The organism is Lipingzhangella rawalii (genome assembly GCF_031628175.1).
In the GTDB taxonomy this organism is placed as follows: Bacteria; Actinomycetota; Actinomycetes; order Streptosporangiales; family Streptosporangiaceae; genus Lipingzhangella_A; species Lipingzhangella_A rawalii.
Genome location: NZ_JAVLVT010000004.1, coordinates 1 through 18,682, shown reverse-complemented (window position 1 = coordinate 18,682; position 18,682 = coordinate 1). Strand labels below are relative to the sequence as shown.

Genomic DNA, 18,682 nt, shown 5'->3' with positions numbered 1-18,682 from the left:
CCGGTGCTTAAGCTTGCGTCGATGGATCCGATCGTCCGTACCGTGACGGGGGACCTCCCGCCGGGCCAGCTGCGGCGCACCGACATGCACGAGGCCCTGCTGCGGCGCAGCCCGCTCCGGCCCGAGGACGCCCTGGATGATGTCGATCTTTCCGGGACCGAGGCTCGCGATCTCGCCGGCGCGGGCATCGACAGTATCGTCGAACTCACCCCGCCGGGCCTGGGCCGCGCCCCCTCGGGGCTTGCCGCGATTGCCCAGTACAGTGGTCTGGCCGTGATCGCGGCCAGTGGCACCCACCGCGCGGAACACTATCCCGAGGAGCACTGGATCCGCGCCCTGGACGAGGATAAGCTCGCCGACCTCATCGCACGGGACATCACGCACGGCTGCATCGGTGAGGACGGGGAGCCCGCCCAGCCTCCGGGGGTGGAAGACGGCCCGGAGCTGCGGGCGGGAGTGATTCGGGTCGGCCTGGGCTACTGGCGCATAGGGGCCCTGGAACGGCGATTCCTCGCGGCGGCGGCGCTCGCCCAGCGCCTCACCGGCGCGGCCATCATCTGCACCCTCAGTCAGGCGACGTCCGCTGTGGAGGCCCTGGAGACGATGACCGCGCACGGTGTCCGACCGGACCGGATCGCACTGAGCCGGATCGACCACTGCCCGGATGCCGTACTGCACGCCGAGCTTGCCGCCGCAGGCGCCTACGTGTGCTACACGGGCGCGGGTCACCATGTCTGGCCCGACGCCCACATTCTCGACTGCCTGCTCTCGCTCGTGGAGCGGGGCCATGCCAGCCGCATCCTGGTGGGTGGGGCCCGCGGTGGGGCCGCGCGGTACACCGCCTACGGAGGGATGCCAGGGTTGTCCTACCTGCCCCGGCGGTTTCTGCCACGACTCCGCTCCGTGGCGGGTTCGGCCGTCACCGATACCATCCTGGAGCGTAACCCGGCACGGCTGCTCACGCTTGCCGAGCCTGGCTAGGAAATCGCAGCCATAGCCCTACGCACACGCTTCTCCGAGACCGGATAGGCCGTCCCCAGATGTTGGGCGAAGAAGCTGACCCGCAGTTCCTCCAGCATCCATCCCAACTCGACCACGTCCGGCTCTGCGCGTCGCTCGGGCGAGAGCCGCTGGCACAGTTCGTTCCGGGCCCGGTGGAGCTCCTCCACCGTGGCCAGGTGGAGCTGATCTCGGCGGGGCTGCTCCTGTACCCGGGTCAGTCGGTAGTCCAGCGCCCGCAGGTAGCGCAGCAGATCCGCGAGTCGATCGGGACCGGCCTCGGTCACGAACCCCGGATAGACGAGCCGCGACAGCTGCGACTTCGCGTCGGTCAGGGACGGCAGGACGGCCATGCTCTTCGTGGTCGTGATGGTGCGTTCGATCGAGTTGGCCAGCGCCAGAATCTGCCCCACCTGTCGCACAATCGTGGCCGTCGTGTCGGTCAGGTCCTCGCGCACGGCGTCGCGCAGCCGCCCGAATGCGGCAGCGTCCCACACCGGACCGCCTGCCGTGCCGAGGAGCGTGTCCACGGCCGCGGCGAGACAGTCGTTGAGGAGCCGGGGAACGCCACCGTGCGGGTTATGGCCCAGGGCGAGCTTGGTCTGGTTGTCCAGTCCCCGCACCACGGTGGGAAGGGGGGAGGCGAGTGTCCGCAGCAGCAGCTGACGGGTACCCCGCCACATTTCCTGCCGCTGGGCCACCTCCGTGTCGAGTACGCGCACCGCCACCGTGCCCTCGGGATCGGGCACGTCCCGGTCGGCGTCCCCCTCCGGAACCAGAGCGGGGTAGCCGCGGACCGTCTGTCCGCCCCGGGTCCGTTCGAAGGTCCGGGGCAGGGTGTCCATATCCCAGTCGGTGAGCCCTTCGCGTTCGATGCCCGGGGCCGCAGCCGCGAGCTCGCTGCGGGTGTCGGGCTCCAGTTCCCGGCGGAGCTGGGCGAGGTCCTTGCCCTGGGCACGGACCGTTCCCTGCTCGTCGACGATTCGAAACGTCATTCGGAGGTGTTCGGGGACCCGGGACCAGTCCCAGCTGTCCTCGGGAATCCGGGTTCCCGACATCCGGGAGAGTTCCCGCCCCAGGGCCGTGCTGAGCGGTTCGCCCCCCGGGCTTAGCCGTGCCAGAGCTGCCGCGGCATGGTCGGGAACGGGAACCAGGTTGCGGCGCAGCGATTTTGGTAGCGCCCGGATCAGTGCCGTGACGATCTCCAACCGTAGCCCGGGAACCTGCCAATCGAACCCGTCCGCGCTCACCTGGTTCAGTTGGTGCAGCGGAATGTGGGCCGTCACCCCGTCCGCGGTGTCGTCCGCGTCGTCCTCCCGAGCAGGGTCGAACCGGTAGGTCAGCGGGATCCGCACCTCACCCTGGGGCCACACGTCCGGGTAGTCCTCGGTGCGGACGTCCGCGGCCTCCTCGGTGCGCAGCAGTTCGGTGGGGAAGGTCAACAGGTCCGGGTCCGTGCGCCGTACCCGCTTCCACCAGCTGTCAAAGTGCGCGGCCGAGACCACCTCGGCGCCGATGCGGCGCTCGTAGAATTCGAAGAGGGTGTCGTCGTCGACACGCAGATCCCGGCGGCGGGTCCGATGCTCCAGCTCCTCGACCTCGGCCAGGAGACGTCGGTTGTCGTGGAAGAACTGGTGCCTTGTCTCCCAGTCCCCCTCGACGAGCGCATGGCGGATGAACAACTCGCGGCTGACGTGCGGGTCGATGCGTCCATAGTCGACCTTGCGTCCGCTGACCAGGGGGATACCGAACAGCGTGACGCGCTCGTAGGCGACGACCGCGCCGCGCCGCTTCTCCCAGTGGGGCTCCGCATAGGTGCGTTTGACCAGATGGGCTGCCTGTTCCTCCACCCACTCGGGCTCGATCCGGGCTACAAGGCGGCCCCACAGTCGGGATGTCTCCACCAGTTCGGCGGCCATGACCCACCGTGGCTGGCGCTTGAACAACCCGGACCCGGGGAAGATCGCGAATTTGGCCCCGCGCGCACCCAGGTACTCGTTCTTGTCCGGATCCTTAAGCCCGATGTGGGACAGCAGTCCGCTCAACAAGGCCCGGTGGACCCGTGCGGGATCGGCGGGCGCCGCATCGGCCCGCGGGACGGTGAGCCCGAGCTGCTTGGCCAGCTGCCGCAGCTGCGCCGCGACATCCTGCCATTCTCGGATGCGGAGGTAATTGAGGTACTCGTCCCGGCACATTCGGCGGAACTGGTTCCCAGACAGCTCCCCTTGGCGCTGACGGACGTGAGACCACAGGTTCAGGTAGGCCAGGAAGTCGGAGTCCTTCTCGGCGAACCGGGCGTGGGCCTCGTCCGCGGCCTGCTGCGCCGCCACCGGACGCTCGCGGGGGTCCTGAATGGACAGCGCCGCGGTGATGATGATGACCTCTCCCAGGCAACCCGCCTCGTCTCCAGCGAGGAGCATCCGGCCCAGCCTGGGGTCCATCGGCAATTGGGCCAGCTTGCGTCCCACCTCGGTGAGCTGGGCGGGGCCACTACGCTGCTGCCCGGCCAGTGCTCCCAGCTCCTGGAGCAGCCGGATCCCGTCAGTGATGCTGCGCCGGTCCGGGGGTTCGAGGAAAGGGAAGTCCGCGACATCACCGAGATCGGCGGCAGCCATCTGGAGGATCACCGACGCCAGATTGGTCCGCAGGATCTCCGGGTCGGTGAACTCCGGGCGGGTCTCGAAGTCCTCCTCGGAGTACAGCCGAATACAGATTCCCGGTGCCACCCGGCCGCAGCGCCCCTTGCGCTGATTGGCCGAGGCCTGTGAGATCGGCTCGATGGGCAGGCGCTGCACCTTGGTGCGGTGGCTGTACCGTGAGATCCGCGCCGTACCAGGGTCGATGACGTAGGTGATGCCGGGCACCGTCAGTGAGGTCTCGGCCACGTTCGTCGCCAACACAATGCGCCGTCGCTGGTGAGGTTCGAACACACGGCGCTGTTCGGCCATGGACAGCCGTGCGTACAGCGGCAGGACCTCGGGGGGAGCGGAGCGCATCCGCAGGTGCTTCTCCAGCGCCTCCGCGGTGTCTCTGATCTCGCGTTCCCCGGACAGGAACACCAGAATGTCGCCCGGTCCCTCTGCGCACAGCTCGTCGACGGCCGCGCAGATGCCCTGGGTCTGGTCCTGCTCGACCGGATCGTCCTCGTCGTCCTTCGCGGGCTCGACCAGCGGACGGTACCGGACTTCCACCGGATAGGTTCGCCCCGACACTTCGACCACGGGTGCATCATCGAAGTGTCGGGAGAAGCGCTGCGGGTCGATCGTCGCCGAGGTGATGATGACTTTGAGGTCTGGACGGCGCGGCAGGAGCTGTTTGAGATAGCCCAGGATGAAATCGATGTTGAGGCTGCGCTCGTGCGCCTCGTCGATGATGAGTGTGTCGTAGCGTTCCAGGAGTCGGTCGCGCTGGATCTCCGCCAGGAGAATCCCGTCCGTCATGACCTTGACCAACGTGGAGTCCGATACCTGTTCGGTGAATCGCACCTGGTATCCGATCACCGATCCCAGTTCGGTGCCCAGCTCGTCGGCGATCCGGTTTGCCACCGTGCGTGCCGCGAGCCGCCGCGGTTGGGTGTGTCCCACCGTGCCCAGGACCCCGCGTCCCAGTTCGAGGCACATCTTGGGTAGCTGGGTGGTCTTGCCTGAACCGGTGTCTCCGGCCACCACAACGACTTGGTGATCGCGGATCGCGTCCAGCAGTTGGGTGCGGGCCGCGCTGACGGGCAGCTCCTCCGGGTAGTCCACCTCTGGCAGCGCCGTACGGCGCCGCTGGAGACGCTGTTCGGCGGAAGCGACGGCGGTTGCGATTTCCGCGACGACCGAGGAGCGTTTGGCGTTGGATCGGATCTTGCGTGTGCCGTCCAGGCGCCGGCGAAGTCGACGGCGTTCGGACACGGTCAGGGCGTCGATCCGGGAACGCAGGTCGGTGAGTGTGCTCTGGTCCGATTCAGCGGCCAGTGCGCTGGAGCTGGGCGAGTCAGACATACCCTGTCAAGGATAGCCAGCCCCACCAAGCCCTTTTTCGTGTGGGGGCAGTGCCTGCCCGCCCGTCGGGAGGGGGAGGGGCGGGCAGGCACAGTCGGTTCTGGGACGGCCGTCCTCAGGAGTGGCGGGTGTGCCTTTCCGGAAAGGGCGGACCCGGTGGATCGCGTTGGTGACCAGTTCACGAACCACGAAGTGGGCATCATTGATGCTCTCGCCGTCGGTGATGCGTGGGGGGTGGGGATGTGTGGTTCGGAGTGTCTCCGGTGCCGCGGGTCCGGATGGAAGCACGCCACAACAGCAGCTGCACACCCGTGAGCAGGAGGATGAGCGTTACGCCGGCTGCCTGGGTCCACCACACCGGAACGAAGGTCAGCACCGCCGCCCCGGCGAAGGCGATCCGTTCCACGATCAGGGTTCGGGTGAACAGGAATCCGGTCAGCGCAACCACTGCGGCAAACAGTGCAACACAGCCGGTGAGGACCGTCCACAGGACCAGGGGTAGGGGGCCGTTCAGCAACAGCGGTCCGTAGGCCATCAGGACGGGAATCAGGTACAGCCCGCCCGCGAACTGGAGTGCCGCGACGGCCGTCCGCATCGGGTTGGATCCAGCGATCCCGGACGCGGAGAACGCCGCCAGCGCGACTGGGGGAGTCACATTGGACGTATTGCTGTACCAGTAGACGATCATGTGGGCGACCAGCAGGCCGACGCCGAGTTCCTGGAGGGCGGGCACCGCCAGGACACTGAGCACGATGTAGGCGGCGGTGACCGGCAGCCCCATACCGAGCACCAATGAGGCCAGCGCCACCATGGCCAGCGTGAGCAGCAGGACCCCACCCCCGGCTCCGAGAATGAATCCGGTGACCTTGAGGCCGACGCCGGTCAGCGTCACCATGCCGACGATGATGCCGGCCGTGGCGCAGGCGATGGAGACGGCGACCGTGTTCCGTGCGGCCAACACGAACACCTCGGCGAGTTGGGTGAGGTTGAGACGGGTGGCGGCGCGGAGCATTGCCACCCCGAGTAGGACGACGCTGGCGTAGAGCCCGGCCCGCAGGGGGGTCACGTAGTTGAGGAGCAGTGTGACGAGGAAGACGAACGGGACGAGGAAGTGCCAGCCGTCCCGCAGGGTGGTGACCAGGCCGGGCAGGTCCTTGGCGCCGAGTCCATGGATGCCGCGTTTGCGTGCGATCAGGTCCACGAAGAGGAAGACCACCACGAAGTACATGATCGCTGGAATGATGGCGACCTTCAGGATGTCCGTGTAGGGAATTCCGGTGAACTCCGCCATGACAAACGCTCCGGCCCCCATGATCGGGGGGAGGACCTGTCCTCCGGTAGACGCGGCGGCCTCGACCCCGCCCGCTTCGTGGCGCCGGTACCCCACGCGTTTCATCAGCGGGATCGTGAACGCACCGGTGGTGACGGTGTTGGCGATGGCGCTTCCGGAGATGGACCCCATCAGGGCGCTACCGACCACGGCTCCCTTGGCGGGTCCCCCGGCGTAACGTCCGGTGAGTGCATAGGCCAGCCCGATGAAGAAGTTTCCCCCGCCGGTCTTTTGGAGCAGGGCCCCGAAGAACACGAAGATGAACACGAAGGTTGCCGCCACCCCCAGCGCGATCCCGTACACCCCTTCGAGGTTCAGGTAGGAGTGCGCAACGATGCGCTGGTAGGTAAATCCGTCGTGGCGCAACTCGCCGGGCAGCAGGGGACCGATCCATGCGTAGACGAGGAAGGTCACCGCCAGGAGAGACATGAACAGGCCGATCGTGCGTCGACACGCCTCCAGCAGCAGCACCAGCAGCAGCGCACCCATGAGCAGGTCAATCCCGGTGGGTTGCCCCACACGTTGCAGGATCGCCTCGAAGTTGATCGCCGGGTAGACCCCCACGATGAGCGCAGTGGTGACCAGCACCAGGTCGGTGACGCCCATCGGCCAGGAGCGGGCCCAGGACCCGCGGCCGGCGGGGCGGATCAGGAACACGAGAGCCAGAACGAACGCAAGGTGGTAGACCCGCATCCGGTAGGCGTCCAGGTTCGGTACCTGGATGACTCCGAACAGGTCCAGCCCACCCACCGCGACACTGAGTTGGTAGCCGCAGAAGGCGACGGAGAGGGCGAGCACGACGATGGCCATCGCGGAGCCGGAGGTTCCGCTGCCCCACCGTTCGTGGCCCAGTTGTGTCCACAGGGGACGGTTCCCGCTGTCCTCGGCCTGGACCGTTGTCGGGGAGGGCGGGCCGTGGGCCCCGTCTCCGGTCGTCGGGGGGCGGTGGTTGTCGTCGACCTCGGTCATCGGTTTTCCGCTTCCTCAGCTTGGTTCGAGGGGTGGGCACACGGGTGCGTGCCGAGCCATCCGTCCAGGAGGCGAAGGGTGGACACGCGTTGCGCACGCACGGTCAGAGACTCGCCTGCCCAACATTCCGAGAGCCCCAGCTCGCCCCCGGGGTGGTGCAGTCGGTGGTTGACCTCCGCGGAGCCGGCACGTAGGTGCAGCTCACCGATAGGGCGGTCGATATTCGAGACCACCCACCACTCGCCGTCCGCGTGGCCTGTCCCATGGCCGGCGATATGGCCGAGACCGGCACCGAACTCGCGCACCCGGGTGGCTTCCAGGTGCAGCTGACCCTCGCGGAGGGTGTAGGTGTCCCGTACCGGAAGCCCGTCGAGGGAGTGGGTCCAGGACACGGTAACCGCGTCCTGGGGCCCGAGCGGGACTGCCGCGGCTCGGGCCCCCGCCCCCTCGACGGACAGCGCGGGCCACAGGGGGATCCACGCCCCGGCCGCGACCATCGCGAGTGCCATGGCCGCGGCGATTCGGCGGATCCGGCGGGACGGCGCGGCGAGGATGCCGCGGTCAGGGCCGCAGTTCGTCGGGGACATCGAGGTCATGGTCCTCGGCGTAGCCGATCGCGCCCGAGTGCAGCGGGATCGGGCTCTCCAGCATCGTCTCCGGGGTGAAGTACGGCTCGCCGGGCTCGTAGGTCTGCACCGCGACCTCGGAGTGCTCGTAGAAGGCTGTCACGATCTGCTCGGCCAGCTCGTCGGGGAAATCCTCCGCGACAACGAGCACGTTCCACAGCGCCATGGTCTCGACGTCCTCGTCCACGGTCTCGTAGACGCCCGCCTCGATCGTGTGTGGTGCATAGAAGGGGTGTTCGTCCACAATCGAGTCCCGTTCGTCCGCACACATCGAGATCAGTTCGATCGGGTCGGTGGTTTCCAGCTCCTGGAGGCTGGCGTGTCCCTCACCCACCGACCAGGACCCGGCATCGAGCTGGTCCTCGCGCAGTGCGTTCGCCGTCTCGGCGTAGCCGAGATTCTGTTCGTCGACGTCCGCACGGTCCAGCCCAACCCCGTCGAAGATCAGCTGGGTCGCGAGCTCGTTGCCGCTTCCAGGGGCCCCGAAGGAGAAGCGGGTTCCCTCGACGTCCGAGAAGCACTCCATACCGAGGTCATCATTGATCGACTCCAGGGTCACCGTGTGGTACACGTTCGGGTACAACACGGTGAGGGCACGTGCCTCGATCGGATCGCCGTCGAACTCCTCGCCCTCCCCGTGCAGGGCCTGGTAGGCCGCGTCACCCTGCACGATGGCGAGGTCACTGTCTCCGGACTCGATAAGCCGCATATTCTCCACCGAGGCGCCGGTGGACTCGACGCTGGCGCTCAGGTCGGACACCTCGTCGCCGATGATCTCCGCCAGCGCGCCGCCCACGGGATAGTAAACACCCGCCGATCCACCGGTGGCGATCGACAGGGAGTCCCGTTCGTCAGGATCCACGGTGTCTGCGGGCTGGGTGCAGGCGGCCAGCAACACCAGCGTCAGCGGCGCGGCCACTGCCGCGGCACGGGGGCCACACGTCGTCGGCATAGGGGATGCTCCTTGCAGTCTCGGAACTCGAACTGTTGTGTCCACTCCGAGCAGCGCCCCGAGATCGGGGACACATCTCGCGGTGACTCAGTTCACTCAGGGGAAACATAGGGGTAACGTTCCCCTCGCACCCAGACATGTCCGTCCGATTTGAGCAAGACCTGAGGTCTGCGGGGTCGCCGGGTAGGCTTCGAGACATGCTCTGGCCCCGGTCCCGACGTGCCCGCGGATGGTGGGTGGCCACAGTCGGAGTCCTGTCCGCCCTGGTGCTCGCCATCGCCTCGACCGCCTGGTGGCGGCCCACAGCCGAGCTCGACGCCCTGGTGATCGCAACCGGCGGCAGCGGAGGTGTGTACTACCCCTACGGACAGGGGGTCGCCGAAATGGCGAGGTCTGACTCCGCGCCCGACGCCGAGGTCCTGGAGACGGCTGCCAGCATCGAGAATCTCCGCCTGGTTGACCGTGGCGATGCCGACCTCGCCTTCACCCTGGCCGACGCCGCCGCCCTGGCTGTCACGGGCGCGGACCCCTACAACGATCCCTTGCCCGTGTCCGCGCTGGCCCGCCCTTACGACAATCGGACCCACCTGGTCGTTCGTGCGGACGTCCCGGTGGATACCGCATCCGAGCTCGACGGGCGCCGCGTGTCGGTCGGGGCGCTCGGTTCGGGGACCGAGATGATCGCCGAACGTGTGCTGGAGCTCTCCGGACTCGACCCGCACGAGGACATCGAGCGGTCCCAGCTGTCGGTCGACTCCTCGGCACAGGCCATCATCGACGACCGTATCGACGCCTTCTTCTGGTCGGGTGGTCTCCCCACGCGTGCCGTGGTGGACCTCGCAGACCACACCGACATCCGCCTCGTGGATCTCGCCGAGCTGGTACCGATGCTTCGGGAGGAGCACGGCGAGGTTTACACCGAGGCCACGGTGCCCAGCCAGACCTATCCCGGTGTTCCGGAGGTGCGCACGATCGGGGTGCCAAACCTGCTGGTGGTTCGTACGGATATGGCGCAGGACCAGGCGTACGGGCTGACGCGGCTCCTGTTCGAGCACCGTGGTCGCCTGGCCGAGGAACACCATCAGGTTGCCCTCCAGCTCAACCCCAGACAGGCGATCTCAACCCGCCCCCTGGACCTACACCCGGGAGCGGCCAGCTACTACCGGGAGCAGAAAGAGGCGCACTAGTGGCCTGATTGGTTCGTTCGTTTGTATTTGTGGGAGGTGTGTTCCTGGGTCGAAACTGCCGCCGCTGGAGCCACGCGATGACGAGCGTGCCGAGCGTCAGCGGTGCGTCAGGCGTCGCAAGGGCGCACAAGATCTGGCCCTGCGGGCACACGGATCGTGCTCGCCTGATGTGTGAACCAGGACCTCCGAGGACATCTTCGACAGCACCCGCTCCACCCCGTGGCCACCATCCGTCGGTGGGCAGGAGACGTCCCCGCCCCGGGTTCGTCCAGGGGGTGGTGGCGGTGGTTGGTTGTGCGTGCGCGCCGTGTCGGCCGCCAGCGGCGTCGCGCGCCACGGGGGTCACCGGTGGTGTCCTGTTTTCCGGGGCGCTCCCCCGCACGACGGCCAGCGGGACCGGGGATGGGGTGGACGTCGCCAGGCCAGGCCCAACCTCGCTCCCACCCCAAGAAACAGGACCCTAGCCCTCCCCAGCCCGCTGCGCCGCGGACCGGGTGCGGTCCGCGGCGGGCAGGTCCAGACAGGCGTCAATGCCGCGCGGCCGGGCCGGCGTCAGCCGGAGCCCGCCCCCGGACATCTCCACCAGGGTGGCCACAAGGGACAGGCCCAGGCCCGCCCCGTCCACGCCCTCGCCGGACTGCCAGAACGGGGTCCCAGCCGTGCGCAGCTGTTCGCGATCCAGGCCGGGGCCGTCGTCCACCACGTGAACCTCCACGCGGCCCCCGCGCGGCAGCCCCACGTGCACGGCGATCGACACGCCCCACCCCCCGAACTTCAGCGCATTGTCGATCAGGACATCCAGGGCCTGGTCCAGGGTCCCCGCACCACACCACACGTCGGACCCTGGGGACCCGCACGCCCGGAGCCGGGCCCCGGCCCGCTCGGCGACCGGCACCCACGCAGCGACGCGAGCCTCGGCAACCGCCCGCGCATCAACCTGCTCGGCCTGCGGGGCAGCGCCACCACTGCGCGCCAGTGTCAGCAGCCCGTCACAGATGCGGGTCAGGCGATCGACCTCGTCCAGGGCCAGCGCATGCGCCTCCTCCGCCCCGGAACGCATCTGCCCGGAGAGCGAATCGACCCGCAGCCGCAGTGCCGCCAGGGGATTGCGTACCTGGTGACTCGCATAGGCGACGAAGAGGCGCTGACGTTCCAGCAGCGTGGTGATCGTGTCCGCCATCTGATTGAAGGATTGGCTGAGCTGACGCAACTCCGGGGGGCCATCAGCCACCGGAACCCGCGTGGCGAGTTCACCGCCACCGATCGACCGGCTGGCCTGGTCCAGCTCCCGCACCGGGCGCAGTACCCACCGGGCGAGCGGAGCGGCGGCAGCGATGCCGACCCCCAGCGCCAGCACGACGCCCAACCCGATCCCCAGCCACTGCACCAGTGTGCTGCGCTGGAGAGCGCCCACGGGCGACACGGTGACCACGGCGCCGATCACCTCTCCGGACAACACCACCGGTTCCACCACCGTCAAGGGGGAACCATGCCATGGGATGGGATAGACCGTCTCGCCCGGGCCGACCCGGTTTCCGGCCAGCCCGGCCTGAATCTCCCGGGACGTGTCCTCCGCGCTCACGTCCGGACGTGGATCGGAGGCGACCACGATCTGGCCGTCGTCGTCGACAACCGCCGCCTCGATGCCGTACAGCTCGTGGTAGATGTCCAGTTCGCCGCGCAGCGCCTCGGTGTCCCCACTGGCGAGCGCCGGACCGGCCAGACTCGCCAGCCGCACGGCGTCGTTGGATCGGTCCAGCACCATGTCCGCTGAGCTTCGCGCCGCCAGGGTCCCTGCCAGCGGGATTGCCAGTCCCAAACAGGTCACCACCAGCAGCGACACATAGACGATCAGCAGGCGGCGTCGCACGGGCTCAGTCCCCGCGATCCGTCCCGGAGGTGTCGCTGCGATCGAGCAGCTGGTAGCCGACCCCCCGCACCGTCTGGATCAACCCAGGCTCGCCGAGCTTCTGCCGCAGGGTACCGACATGAACCTCAAGGGTGCGCAGCGTGCCCTGCCAGTCCGTATGCCACACCTCGATCAGTAGTCGCTGTTTGGATACCACCGTTCCCGGCTCCCGTGCCAGGGCAGCCAACAGTCCAAACTCCTTACGCGTCAGAACGATGGGGTGACCTGCCCGGCTCACCTGGTGACTGTCCAGATCAACGTGCAGGTCACCGACCTGCACGACAGGTGTCCCGTCGGCGCGTACCCGTCGTAGCACCGCCTCCATGCGGGCCCGCAACTCGGCGATGGAGAACGGCTTGACCACATAGTCGTCGGCCCCGGCACGGAGACCACCGACCCGGTCACCCTCCTTCCCCCGTGCGGTGACGGCGATGATGGCAACGTTTCCACGTTCCCGCAGGCGCCGGCACACCTCGATACCGTCCACGTCCGGCAGTCCCAGGTCGAGCAGCACAATGTCGGCCGCGACAGCGTCGAGCGCCGCCCGGCCCGTGGTGACATGACGCACCTCATAGCCGTGGCCCCGGAGCGCTCCAGTGAGTGCGTCCGCGAACCGGGCGTCGTCCTCGACGAGCAGCACCCGCATTGATCCAATCCTTCCACGCCGCAGACCAGACTATCCCTGTCGCGGCCGCACACCATATGCTCGCGGCATGGCGACACAGTCGGAGCATCAGCAGCGCGACCAGGGAGAATTCGTTCGCGCGAGGAATCGGTTCGCCGCGCGTATCACCGCCGACGGAGCCGACGGGTGGCCCGTGCAGCCACAGCGGTACCGACTCGTGGTCAGTCTCGCCTGCCCGTGGGCCAGCCGGGCCGTGATCGTCCGCCGGTTGTTGGGACTCGAGGATGCGATCTCTCTCGCGGTGGCCGACCCGATCCAGGACGAACGGAGCTGGCGGTTCACCCTCGATCCCGGTGGTGTCGACCCGGTTCTCGGAATCGCCTACCTCGCCGAGGCCTACGCAACAGCCGACCCCACCTACACCGGCGGAATCAGTGTGCCCGCGATCGTGGACGTGCCCACGGGGCAGCTTGTCACCAACGACTACCCCCAGATCACGCTGGACATGATCACCGAGTGGCGTGCCCATCACCGGCCCGGTGCTCCCGACCTGTATCCCGAACACCTTCGTGCCGAGATCGACGCGGTCAACGCCGAGGTGTTCGCCGATGTCAACAACGGTGTCTACCGGGCCGGATTCGCCACGACCCAGCATGCCTACTCCCGCGCCTATACCCGGCTGTTCCAGCGACTGGACGCCCTGGCACAGCGTCTGGAATCCCAGCGTTACCTGATCGGCGAGACCATCACCGAAGCGGATGTGCGACTGTTCACCACCCTGGTCCGGTTCGACGCGGTCTATCACGGGCACTTCAAGTGCAACCGCAGCAAGCTCACCGAGATGCCGGTGCTGTGGGCTTATGCCCGGGATCTCTACCAGACGCCGGGGTTCTTCGACACCGTGAGTTTCGACCACATCAAGCGGCACTACTATCAGGTCCACACCGGGATCAACCCCACTGGCATCGTTCCCGAAGGCCCGGACCTTAGTGGATGGGACGAGCCGCACGGACGCGAGCGTCTCGGCGGGCGCCCGTTCGGGGACGGAACTCCGCCCGACAGCCCCTGATATCCGTGTGACCGGGTGGTTGTGCTGGCTAGCCCGCTGGCCAGACGGTGCATCGTGGCGGTGGGGAGATTCCGGGGCCGGCCGGATACCGATGAGCTGTGCCCGAGGGTGCGCTGGTGCCTCTGGATCCTGCGGACGGCCCGTGCGGCGACCCGGTTGCGCTGGCTCCCTGACCCGGGGCGGGAGTGTTCCGGTACTGGTCCCACCCCGCGACCGCCGCCGCGGCGGCCCGCAGAGCCCACGGGGCAGCGGCGAGCGCGTGGTGCGGGCCTGTGGGCAGTAGGGTGTATCCGCTATGCCCCCAGCCTCCGCCCCAGAATCCCGAACCCCGGCCACACAGGCGATACGGCGTTCAGTCACCACGGTGCGCCTCGGCGGCGATGCCCTGCCCCTGTGGTGGAAGATCCTGGCCAACCTCATCGTGGTCATCCTCGGTCTGGCGGCACTGTCGATCCTCCTCTCCCTGCCCGCCCACGGCTGGGAGGTGGAGTCGCAACTGCTCCGCGAGGCCCTGTGGGACGGCCAGCCGCATGCGCCCGCGGTGGCCGTACTGCTCGCGGTGGCCGCATTCGCGCTGATCCCCTTGGTTGTGCGTTTCCCGCGGGGGTGGGCCCACCGCGAGGTGCGCATCGACTCCACGGGAATGGAGTTTGTTAAGCACCGGCGATGGTGGTTTCGTGGCCGCAGTGGCCGGGTCGACTGGGCCGAGGTGCAGCTCATCAGCGCATGGCAGGTCCCCCACTGGGAGCCGCGCCTGGGGCGGGATTCCCAGCGGGTGCTCACACCCGTCCTGGATATCTACCTGCACCAACGAGAGCTCTACCTGCCGGACTGGGTGGGGGTGCGGACGGTGCGCCGGTGGCTTCCCGAGGGCGTGGACGCACCCGCGACCCGACTGCGGGTCGGCGGGCCCAGTAAGGCAGCGCAGCAGAGTCTACGAGCCCTGGCTGTCGCCCTGGGACGTGCGCGGCCCGAGTTGTTCTACCGGGGGATGGCGATCGACCAGTGGTACACCCCGCCGACGAACCGGACGATTCCGCTTCCGGTGGCGCTGGCCGAGGGAAGCGACACCGAGACCGTGCCGCTTCGTCGAGGGGAGCCGCCGCGGCCGGTATGGCTCTGCCACACCATGCCGTGGACGCGGTGGGCGCTCGGAGTGTGTCTCTTTGTGGCGGTCCTCGCCCTCGCCGTGGCGGTGGTCCTCCACCCCACGGATGCGTCCTGGCCCACGGCTGTTGCCGCGCTGGTGGCACTGGGGCTGCTGCCGGCCCTGGTCTCATGGGTGGCGTTCGCGCCGTGGAAACTCGCGCAGCAGGGGGTTGGTGTCGACGAGGACGGTATCTACGTACTGCGGATCCCCCTGTGGTGGGCCGGTCGTCGCGTCTGGTTCGTCGCATCCTGGGAACAGGTTCAGGCGGCCGTCGCCCGGCAGGTACCGGCACCGGCCGGGCGCGGCAGAACTCGCCGTGTCGTGGATCTGTACCTGCACGCAGCAGTGCCCGAGCGGTTGGGCCACCGCATCACGGTGACCCAGCACTCTCGTCCCGACGGTCCACAGATGGGCAGCCGCGTGGCTTTTCCCGCGACGCGGCTACGCCTGGACTACTCGCGCCTGCGGGAACGGTGGACCCTGCGCTGGGGGCGGGGGTGGCGTGGGACCCCTCAGGTGCGGCGCTTCTCCCGGCACCAGCTGCGGCCCACCCTGTACACATTCCGCCCGGAGCTCTGTTCCGGTTTCGATGACCTGCTCGCCGACCTGGAGCCTGGAACGCGGTGGGTCAACCGTTGGTTCGGGCTGTCCGAAAGCCTGGTGCCCCGGAGCGAAGCCGACCGCGCGGCCGGACGGGACAACGGGAACGGTTGATGGGAGATCGCAGGAGCGGCCCTAGCGTCAGTCGGGCCGATCCACCGCCCACCACAGGGAGAGGGCCAGATGCTCGTCCGTGGCGGCGGCGTCCACGAGCAGGTCCACCAGCTCGCCGTGGTCCAGTTCGCTGAGGGCCGTGCGCAGCTCCTCTTCGTCGTCTGCGTCCTCGGGGTCCTCGTCGATACTCGTCCCCCTGAGTTTGGCCAGCCCGACGGCCACCAGATGTTTGCAGAAGTTGCCCTCCTCGGCATGCGGACAGGTGCAGTCTCCCGCCAGACCGTCACCCACCCCCAGGCGGACGCGGTAGGGCTCCCGACCGTGCACGATAGCGTGCAGCTCACCGCCGCGTACCCGGAGGTTGGCGACGGAGGTCACATAGTCCGCACCACGCTCGAACGAGGTGGCTCCGGCCTGGGACAGCAGGTCATCGGCGGTGTAGGCGGCGGCCATGGGGCAACTCCAGAGGGGCGGGTCGGACGAGTGAGCATACGTTAGCGCGCTGCGTACGGGTGGGTGGAGGGCCTGTGCTCCAGTGCCGGGGCGCGGTGCTCGGTCACTGCGGCCGAGACGTCAGCGCACATTGCGCAGTAGAAATCGGCAGGACGGTGGCTGGAGCACGTAGACCAACACGAATACGGCGATCAGGGCCCGGCCATAGTTGAAGTCGTATCCGGATCCGACATCGATCAGCACAATGACCAGTTGGATCACGGCCACACCGATGGTGGTGGCGAATAGGCCGCCACCGCCGGTTGAGGCGCGGAGTCCCAGGGCGAGCAGGACCACAGCCTCGACGAACCACACGGCGGTCAGGGGAAGTTCTCCAACATGCCAGATGGTCTCCGTCCCGAGTGCGTAGAGCCAGTGGAACGCGTACCAGCCCGCGCCGAGGAACAGAAGCGCCCGCAGCGCGTGCATGGTTCCGGGAAGGTCCGGCGGGACCATCTGCGGAGTGTGCTCCGGGGCGGACGATCCGGATGCGCTGTTGGGGCCTGGGCGCATCAGTGGAGCCGGGGTCGGGGGACGGGCTGGGGACTGTGGCCGCGGCGCGAGTTCCCGATCGTCGCTCGGATGCCCGCGTGTTGGCCTGGCGAGGGGCTGCTGTGGTGGTACCGATCCGGGCATGGTGCGGGTGGGTGGAATCGGCGGCTCGTCGAGCGTGTGGCCTGTTCTGCGCAGTTGTTCCAGCGCCTGGCTGGCGGTCATGCGCTGTTGTGGGGCGCGGGTGAGGAGCCCGGTGATCACTGGAGCGAGGTCGCCCGCGCTCTTCGGAACGGGAATCGCGGCGGTGAGTACCGCGGTGATCACCCCGGGGACGGTTTCCCGGTGGAACGGCGACTGACCCGCACAGGCCGCGTACAGCGTCGCGCCCAGACTCCACAGGTCCGAGGCCGGCAGCGCCTGTTCGTTCTCCAGCCGTTCGGGCGCCATGTACTCCGGAGAGCCGATCATCGTTCCGGTCCGGGTCAGCGCCGTTCCGCCGTCGACGGTGGCGATCCCGAAATCCGTGAGGATCGCCCGTCCATCGTCGGTCACCAGGATGTTGGCAGGTTTCACATCCCGATGCACGACTCCGGCCTGGTGTGCGGTATGCAGAGCCTCAAGCAGCGTTCCGGCCAGTGCACGTACGCGCGCGGGGGGTAGGGGGCCGGTCGTGTCCAGATGCTCCTGCAAGGTGCGTCCGGCAACGAGCTCCATCACAATCCACGGGCTTGCGCCATGATCCAGGATGTCGTGGATTGTGATGACACCGGGATGCGGCATCTGGGCCGCGGTTTGCGCCTCCCGTCGGATCCGGGCGTGGGCCTCCTCGTGTTCCACTGCGGAGAGGTGGTCGGGGAGTCGCACCTGCTTGATCGCGACGTCTCGGCTCAGGGAGCGGTCACGGGCATGCCACACCACGCCCATCCCGCCGCGGCCCAGCTCGCGCATCAGCTCGTAGCGGTTCGCAATCACCGCCCCCGAGGCGTATTCGGAGTTGGCCATGCATCGCCCTCTCACTGGGGTACAGCGCACTGTGACACCCTACAGACCCGAGCTCACTCGGCGTTCTCGGACTCCGCCGCACGACCGGCATGCGCGCGTGCTACACCTGGGTTGATGAGCATGGCACCGCTACAGCAGCTGTTGGCCGAGTTCGCCGACCGACGGGGCTGGGGCCCCTATCACGTTCCGAAGAACCTGGCCATGGCACTGGCCGGGGAGGCCGGTGAGCTGGTCGCCGAGTTCCAGTGGCTCACCCCGGAAGAGTCGGCGCGCGTCATGAGGGACCCCGAGGCCGCGGACGCGGTCCGCATGGAGATGGCGGACGTGTTCAGCTATCTGCTGCGTCTGGCTGATGTGTTGGACGTGGATCTGGAGCGGGCACTGCGGGAGAAGGTGGCCCGTAACGAGTATCGCTTCCCGGCGCCCCAGAGCCCGACACTGGAGCGGTGACTCCACGGGAACGCCCAGGGTGTACCGGCCGGAGGCGTTACGGTGGAACTGCCGATGACCCGGGCGACGAGGAGTTGGAACGTGGAGATTCGGCTGGTTCAGGGGGACATCACCACCCAGCAGGTGGACGCCGTGGTGAATGCGGCGAACTCGTCGTTACTGGGGGGTGGCGGTGTCGACGGGGCGATTCACCGGCACGGCGGGCCGCAGATCCTGGCCGAGTGCCGACAGCTTCGGGCCTCCCGGTATCCGGATGGGCTGCCGCCAGGACAGGCCGTGGCCACAACCGCGGGGGAGCTTCCGACGCGATGGGTCATTCACACGGTCGGTCCGGTGTACTCCGTAACCGAGGACCGTTCCGCCACACTGGCCGCGTGTCACACGTCGGCCCTTGCCCTCGCCGAGGAGCTGGGGGCCCGCAGTATCGCCTTTCCGGCGATCTCCACCGGCGCGTTCGGCTGGCCCAGGGATGACGCCGCGCGGATCGCTGTCGCTGCTGTGCACCAGGCACGGAGTTCAGCGTCCCTGGTGCGTGAGTGTCGCTTTGTGCTGATGGACACCGCCACCTACGCCGTTTTCGAACAGGCGCGTTCCGCATCCGATGCGTGAGCACCCGAAACACATCGCTTGGGGCGGGGGGCTGGTCGTGCCCCGCTGGGCCGTCGGTGCACATCAGGCCCCGCCCCGGGGCGCGCTGCCCGATGCCCCAGGGCGGGCCCATGCGACC

The 18,682-nt window shown here is 68.3% G+C and carries 14 protein-coding genes; 6 read left to right on the top strand and 8 right to left on the bottom strand.

The window, feature by feature from the left end:
- Positions 1-21: 21 nt before the first annotated feature.
- Entirely contained in the window at positions 22-981 is a 960-nt protein-coding gene (locus tag RIF23_RS09760; protein ID WP_310912143.1) for a phosphotriesterase family protein, read from the top strand.
- Here RIF23_RS09760 and hrpA read toward each other — a convergent pair.
- From hrpA to RIF23_RS09740, 4 genes are all read right to left on the bottom strand, one after another.
- Positions 978-4,985 carry an ATP-dependent RNA helicase HrpA gene (gene hrpA / locus RIF23_RS09755; RefSeq protein ID WP_310912142.1) on the bottom strand — a complete coding sequence of 1,336 codons (4,008 nt, stop codon included), beginning with the start codon at positions 4,983-4,985 and terminating at the stop codon, positions 978-980. The two genes, RIF23_RS09760 and hrpA, sit on opposite strands and share 4 nt — an antisense overlap.
- Positions 4,986-5,184: 199 nt before the next feature.
- Positions 5,185-7,284 (bottom strand): TRAP transporter permease, encoded by a 2,100-nt coding sequence (locus RIF23_RS09750; protein ID WP_310912141.1) that lies wholly within the window; start codon positions 7,282-7,284, stop codon positions 5,185-5,187.
- On the bottom strand, positions 7,281-7,871 hold the full coding sequence (locus RIF23_RS09745; protein ID WP_310912140.1) for a DUF1850 domain-containing protein: 591 nt from the start codon (positions 7,869-7,871) through the stop codon (positions 7,281-7,283). Before RIF23_RS09745 ends, RIF23_RS09750 begins: the two co-directional genes overlap by 4 nt.
- Positions 7,846-8,862 (bottom strand): TAXI family TRAP transporter solute-binding subunit, encoded by a 1,017-nt coding sequence (locus RIF23_RS09740; RefSeq protein ID WP_310912139.1) that lies wholly within the window; start codon positions 8,860-8,862, stop codon positions 7,846-7,848. The genes RIF23_RS09745 and RIF23_RS09740 overlap by 26 nt, the downstream gene beginning before the upstream one ends.
- Before the next feature lie 236 nt (positions 8,863-9,098).
- Here RIF23_RS09740 and RIF23_RS09735 point away from each other — a divergent pair, with 236 nt between their 5' ends.
- Complete coding sequence (locus RIF23_RS09735; protein ID WP_310912138.1) at positions 9,099-10,049, top strand: TAXI family TRAP transporter solute-binding subunit; 951 nt, start codon at positions 9,099-9,101, stop codon at positions 10,047-10,049.
- 460 nt (positions 10,050-10,509) lie between these two features.
- Here RIF23_RS09735 and RIF23_RS09730 read toward each other — a convergent pair whose 3' ends face one another.
- Entirely contained in the window at positions 10,510-11,919 is a 1,410-nt protein-coding gene (locus RIF23_RS09730; RefSeq protein WP_310912137.1) for a sensor histidine kinase, read from the bottom strand.
- 4 nt (positions 11,920-11,923) lie between these two features.
- A complete protein-coding gene (locus RIF23_RS09725; RefSeq protein WP_310912136.1) occupies positions 11,924-12,604 on the bottom strand; it encodes a response regulator transcription factor in 681 nt (226 codons plus the stop codon).
- A gap of 67 nt (positions 12,605-12,671) precedes the next feature.
- Between RIF23_RS09725 and RIF23_RS09720 the strand changes: the two genes are divergently transcribed.
- Together RIF23_RS09720 and RIF23_RS09715 are read left to right on the top strand one after the other, a co-directional pair.
- Entirely contained in the window at positions 12,672-13,652 is a 981-nt protein-coding gene (locus RIF23_RS09720) for a glutathione S-transferase family protein (protein WP_310912135.1), read from the top strand.
- A 295-nt stretch (positions 13,653-13,947) separates the two neighbouring features.
- Positions 13,948-15,516 carry a hypothetical protein gene (locus RIF23_RS09715; protein WP_310912134.1) on the top strand — a complete coding sequence of 523 codons (1,569 nt, stop codon included), beginning with the start codon at positions 13,948-13,950 and terminating at the stop codon, positions 15,514-15,516.
- 27 nt (positions 15,517-15,543) lie between these two features.
- Here the strand turns inward: RIF23_RS09715 and RIF23_RS09710 are convergent, their stop codons facing one another.
- Both RIF23_RS09710 and RIF23_RS09705 read right to left on the bottom strand, forming a co-directional pair.
- Positions 15,544-15,969, bottom strand: a complete 426-nt coding sequence (locus tag RIF23_RS09710) for an SWIM zinc finger family protein (protein ID WP_310912133.1) — start codon at positions 15,967-15,969, stop codon at positions 15,544-15,546.
- Between the two features lie 120 nt (positions 15,970-16,089).
- The gene (locus tag RIF23_RS09705; RefSeq protein WP_310912132.1) at positions 16,090-17,505 is read right to left on the bottom strand and encodes a serine/threonine-protein kinase; all 1,416 of its coding nucleotides are present in this window, start codon (positions 17,503-17,505) and stop codon (positions 16,090-16,092) included.
- Positions 17,506-17,619: 114 nt separating this feature from the next.
- On the opposite strand from RIF23_RS09705, the gene RIF23_RS09700 reads away from it, so the two are divergent.
- Both RIF23_RS09700 and RIF23_RS09695 read left to right on the top strand, forming a co-directional pair.
- Positions 17,620-17,955, top strand: a complete 336-nt coding sequence (locus RIF23_RS09700; RefSeq protein WP_310912131.1) for a nucleotide pyrophosphohydrolase — start codon at positions 17,620-17,622, stop codon at positions 17,953-17,955.
- Between the two features lie 81 nt (positions 17,956-18,036).
- On the top strand, positions 18,037-18,564 hold the full coding sequence (locus RIF23_RS09695; RefSeq protein ID WP_310912130.1) for an O-acetyl-ADP-ribose deacetylase: 528 nt from the start codon (positions 18,037-18,039) through the stop codon (positions 18,562-18,564).
- Positions 18,565-18,682 lie beyond the last annotated feature (118 nt).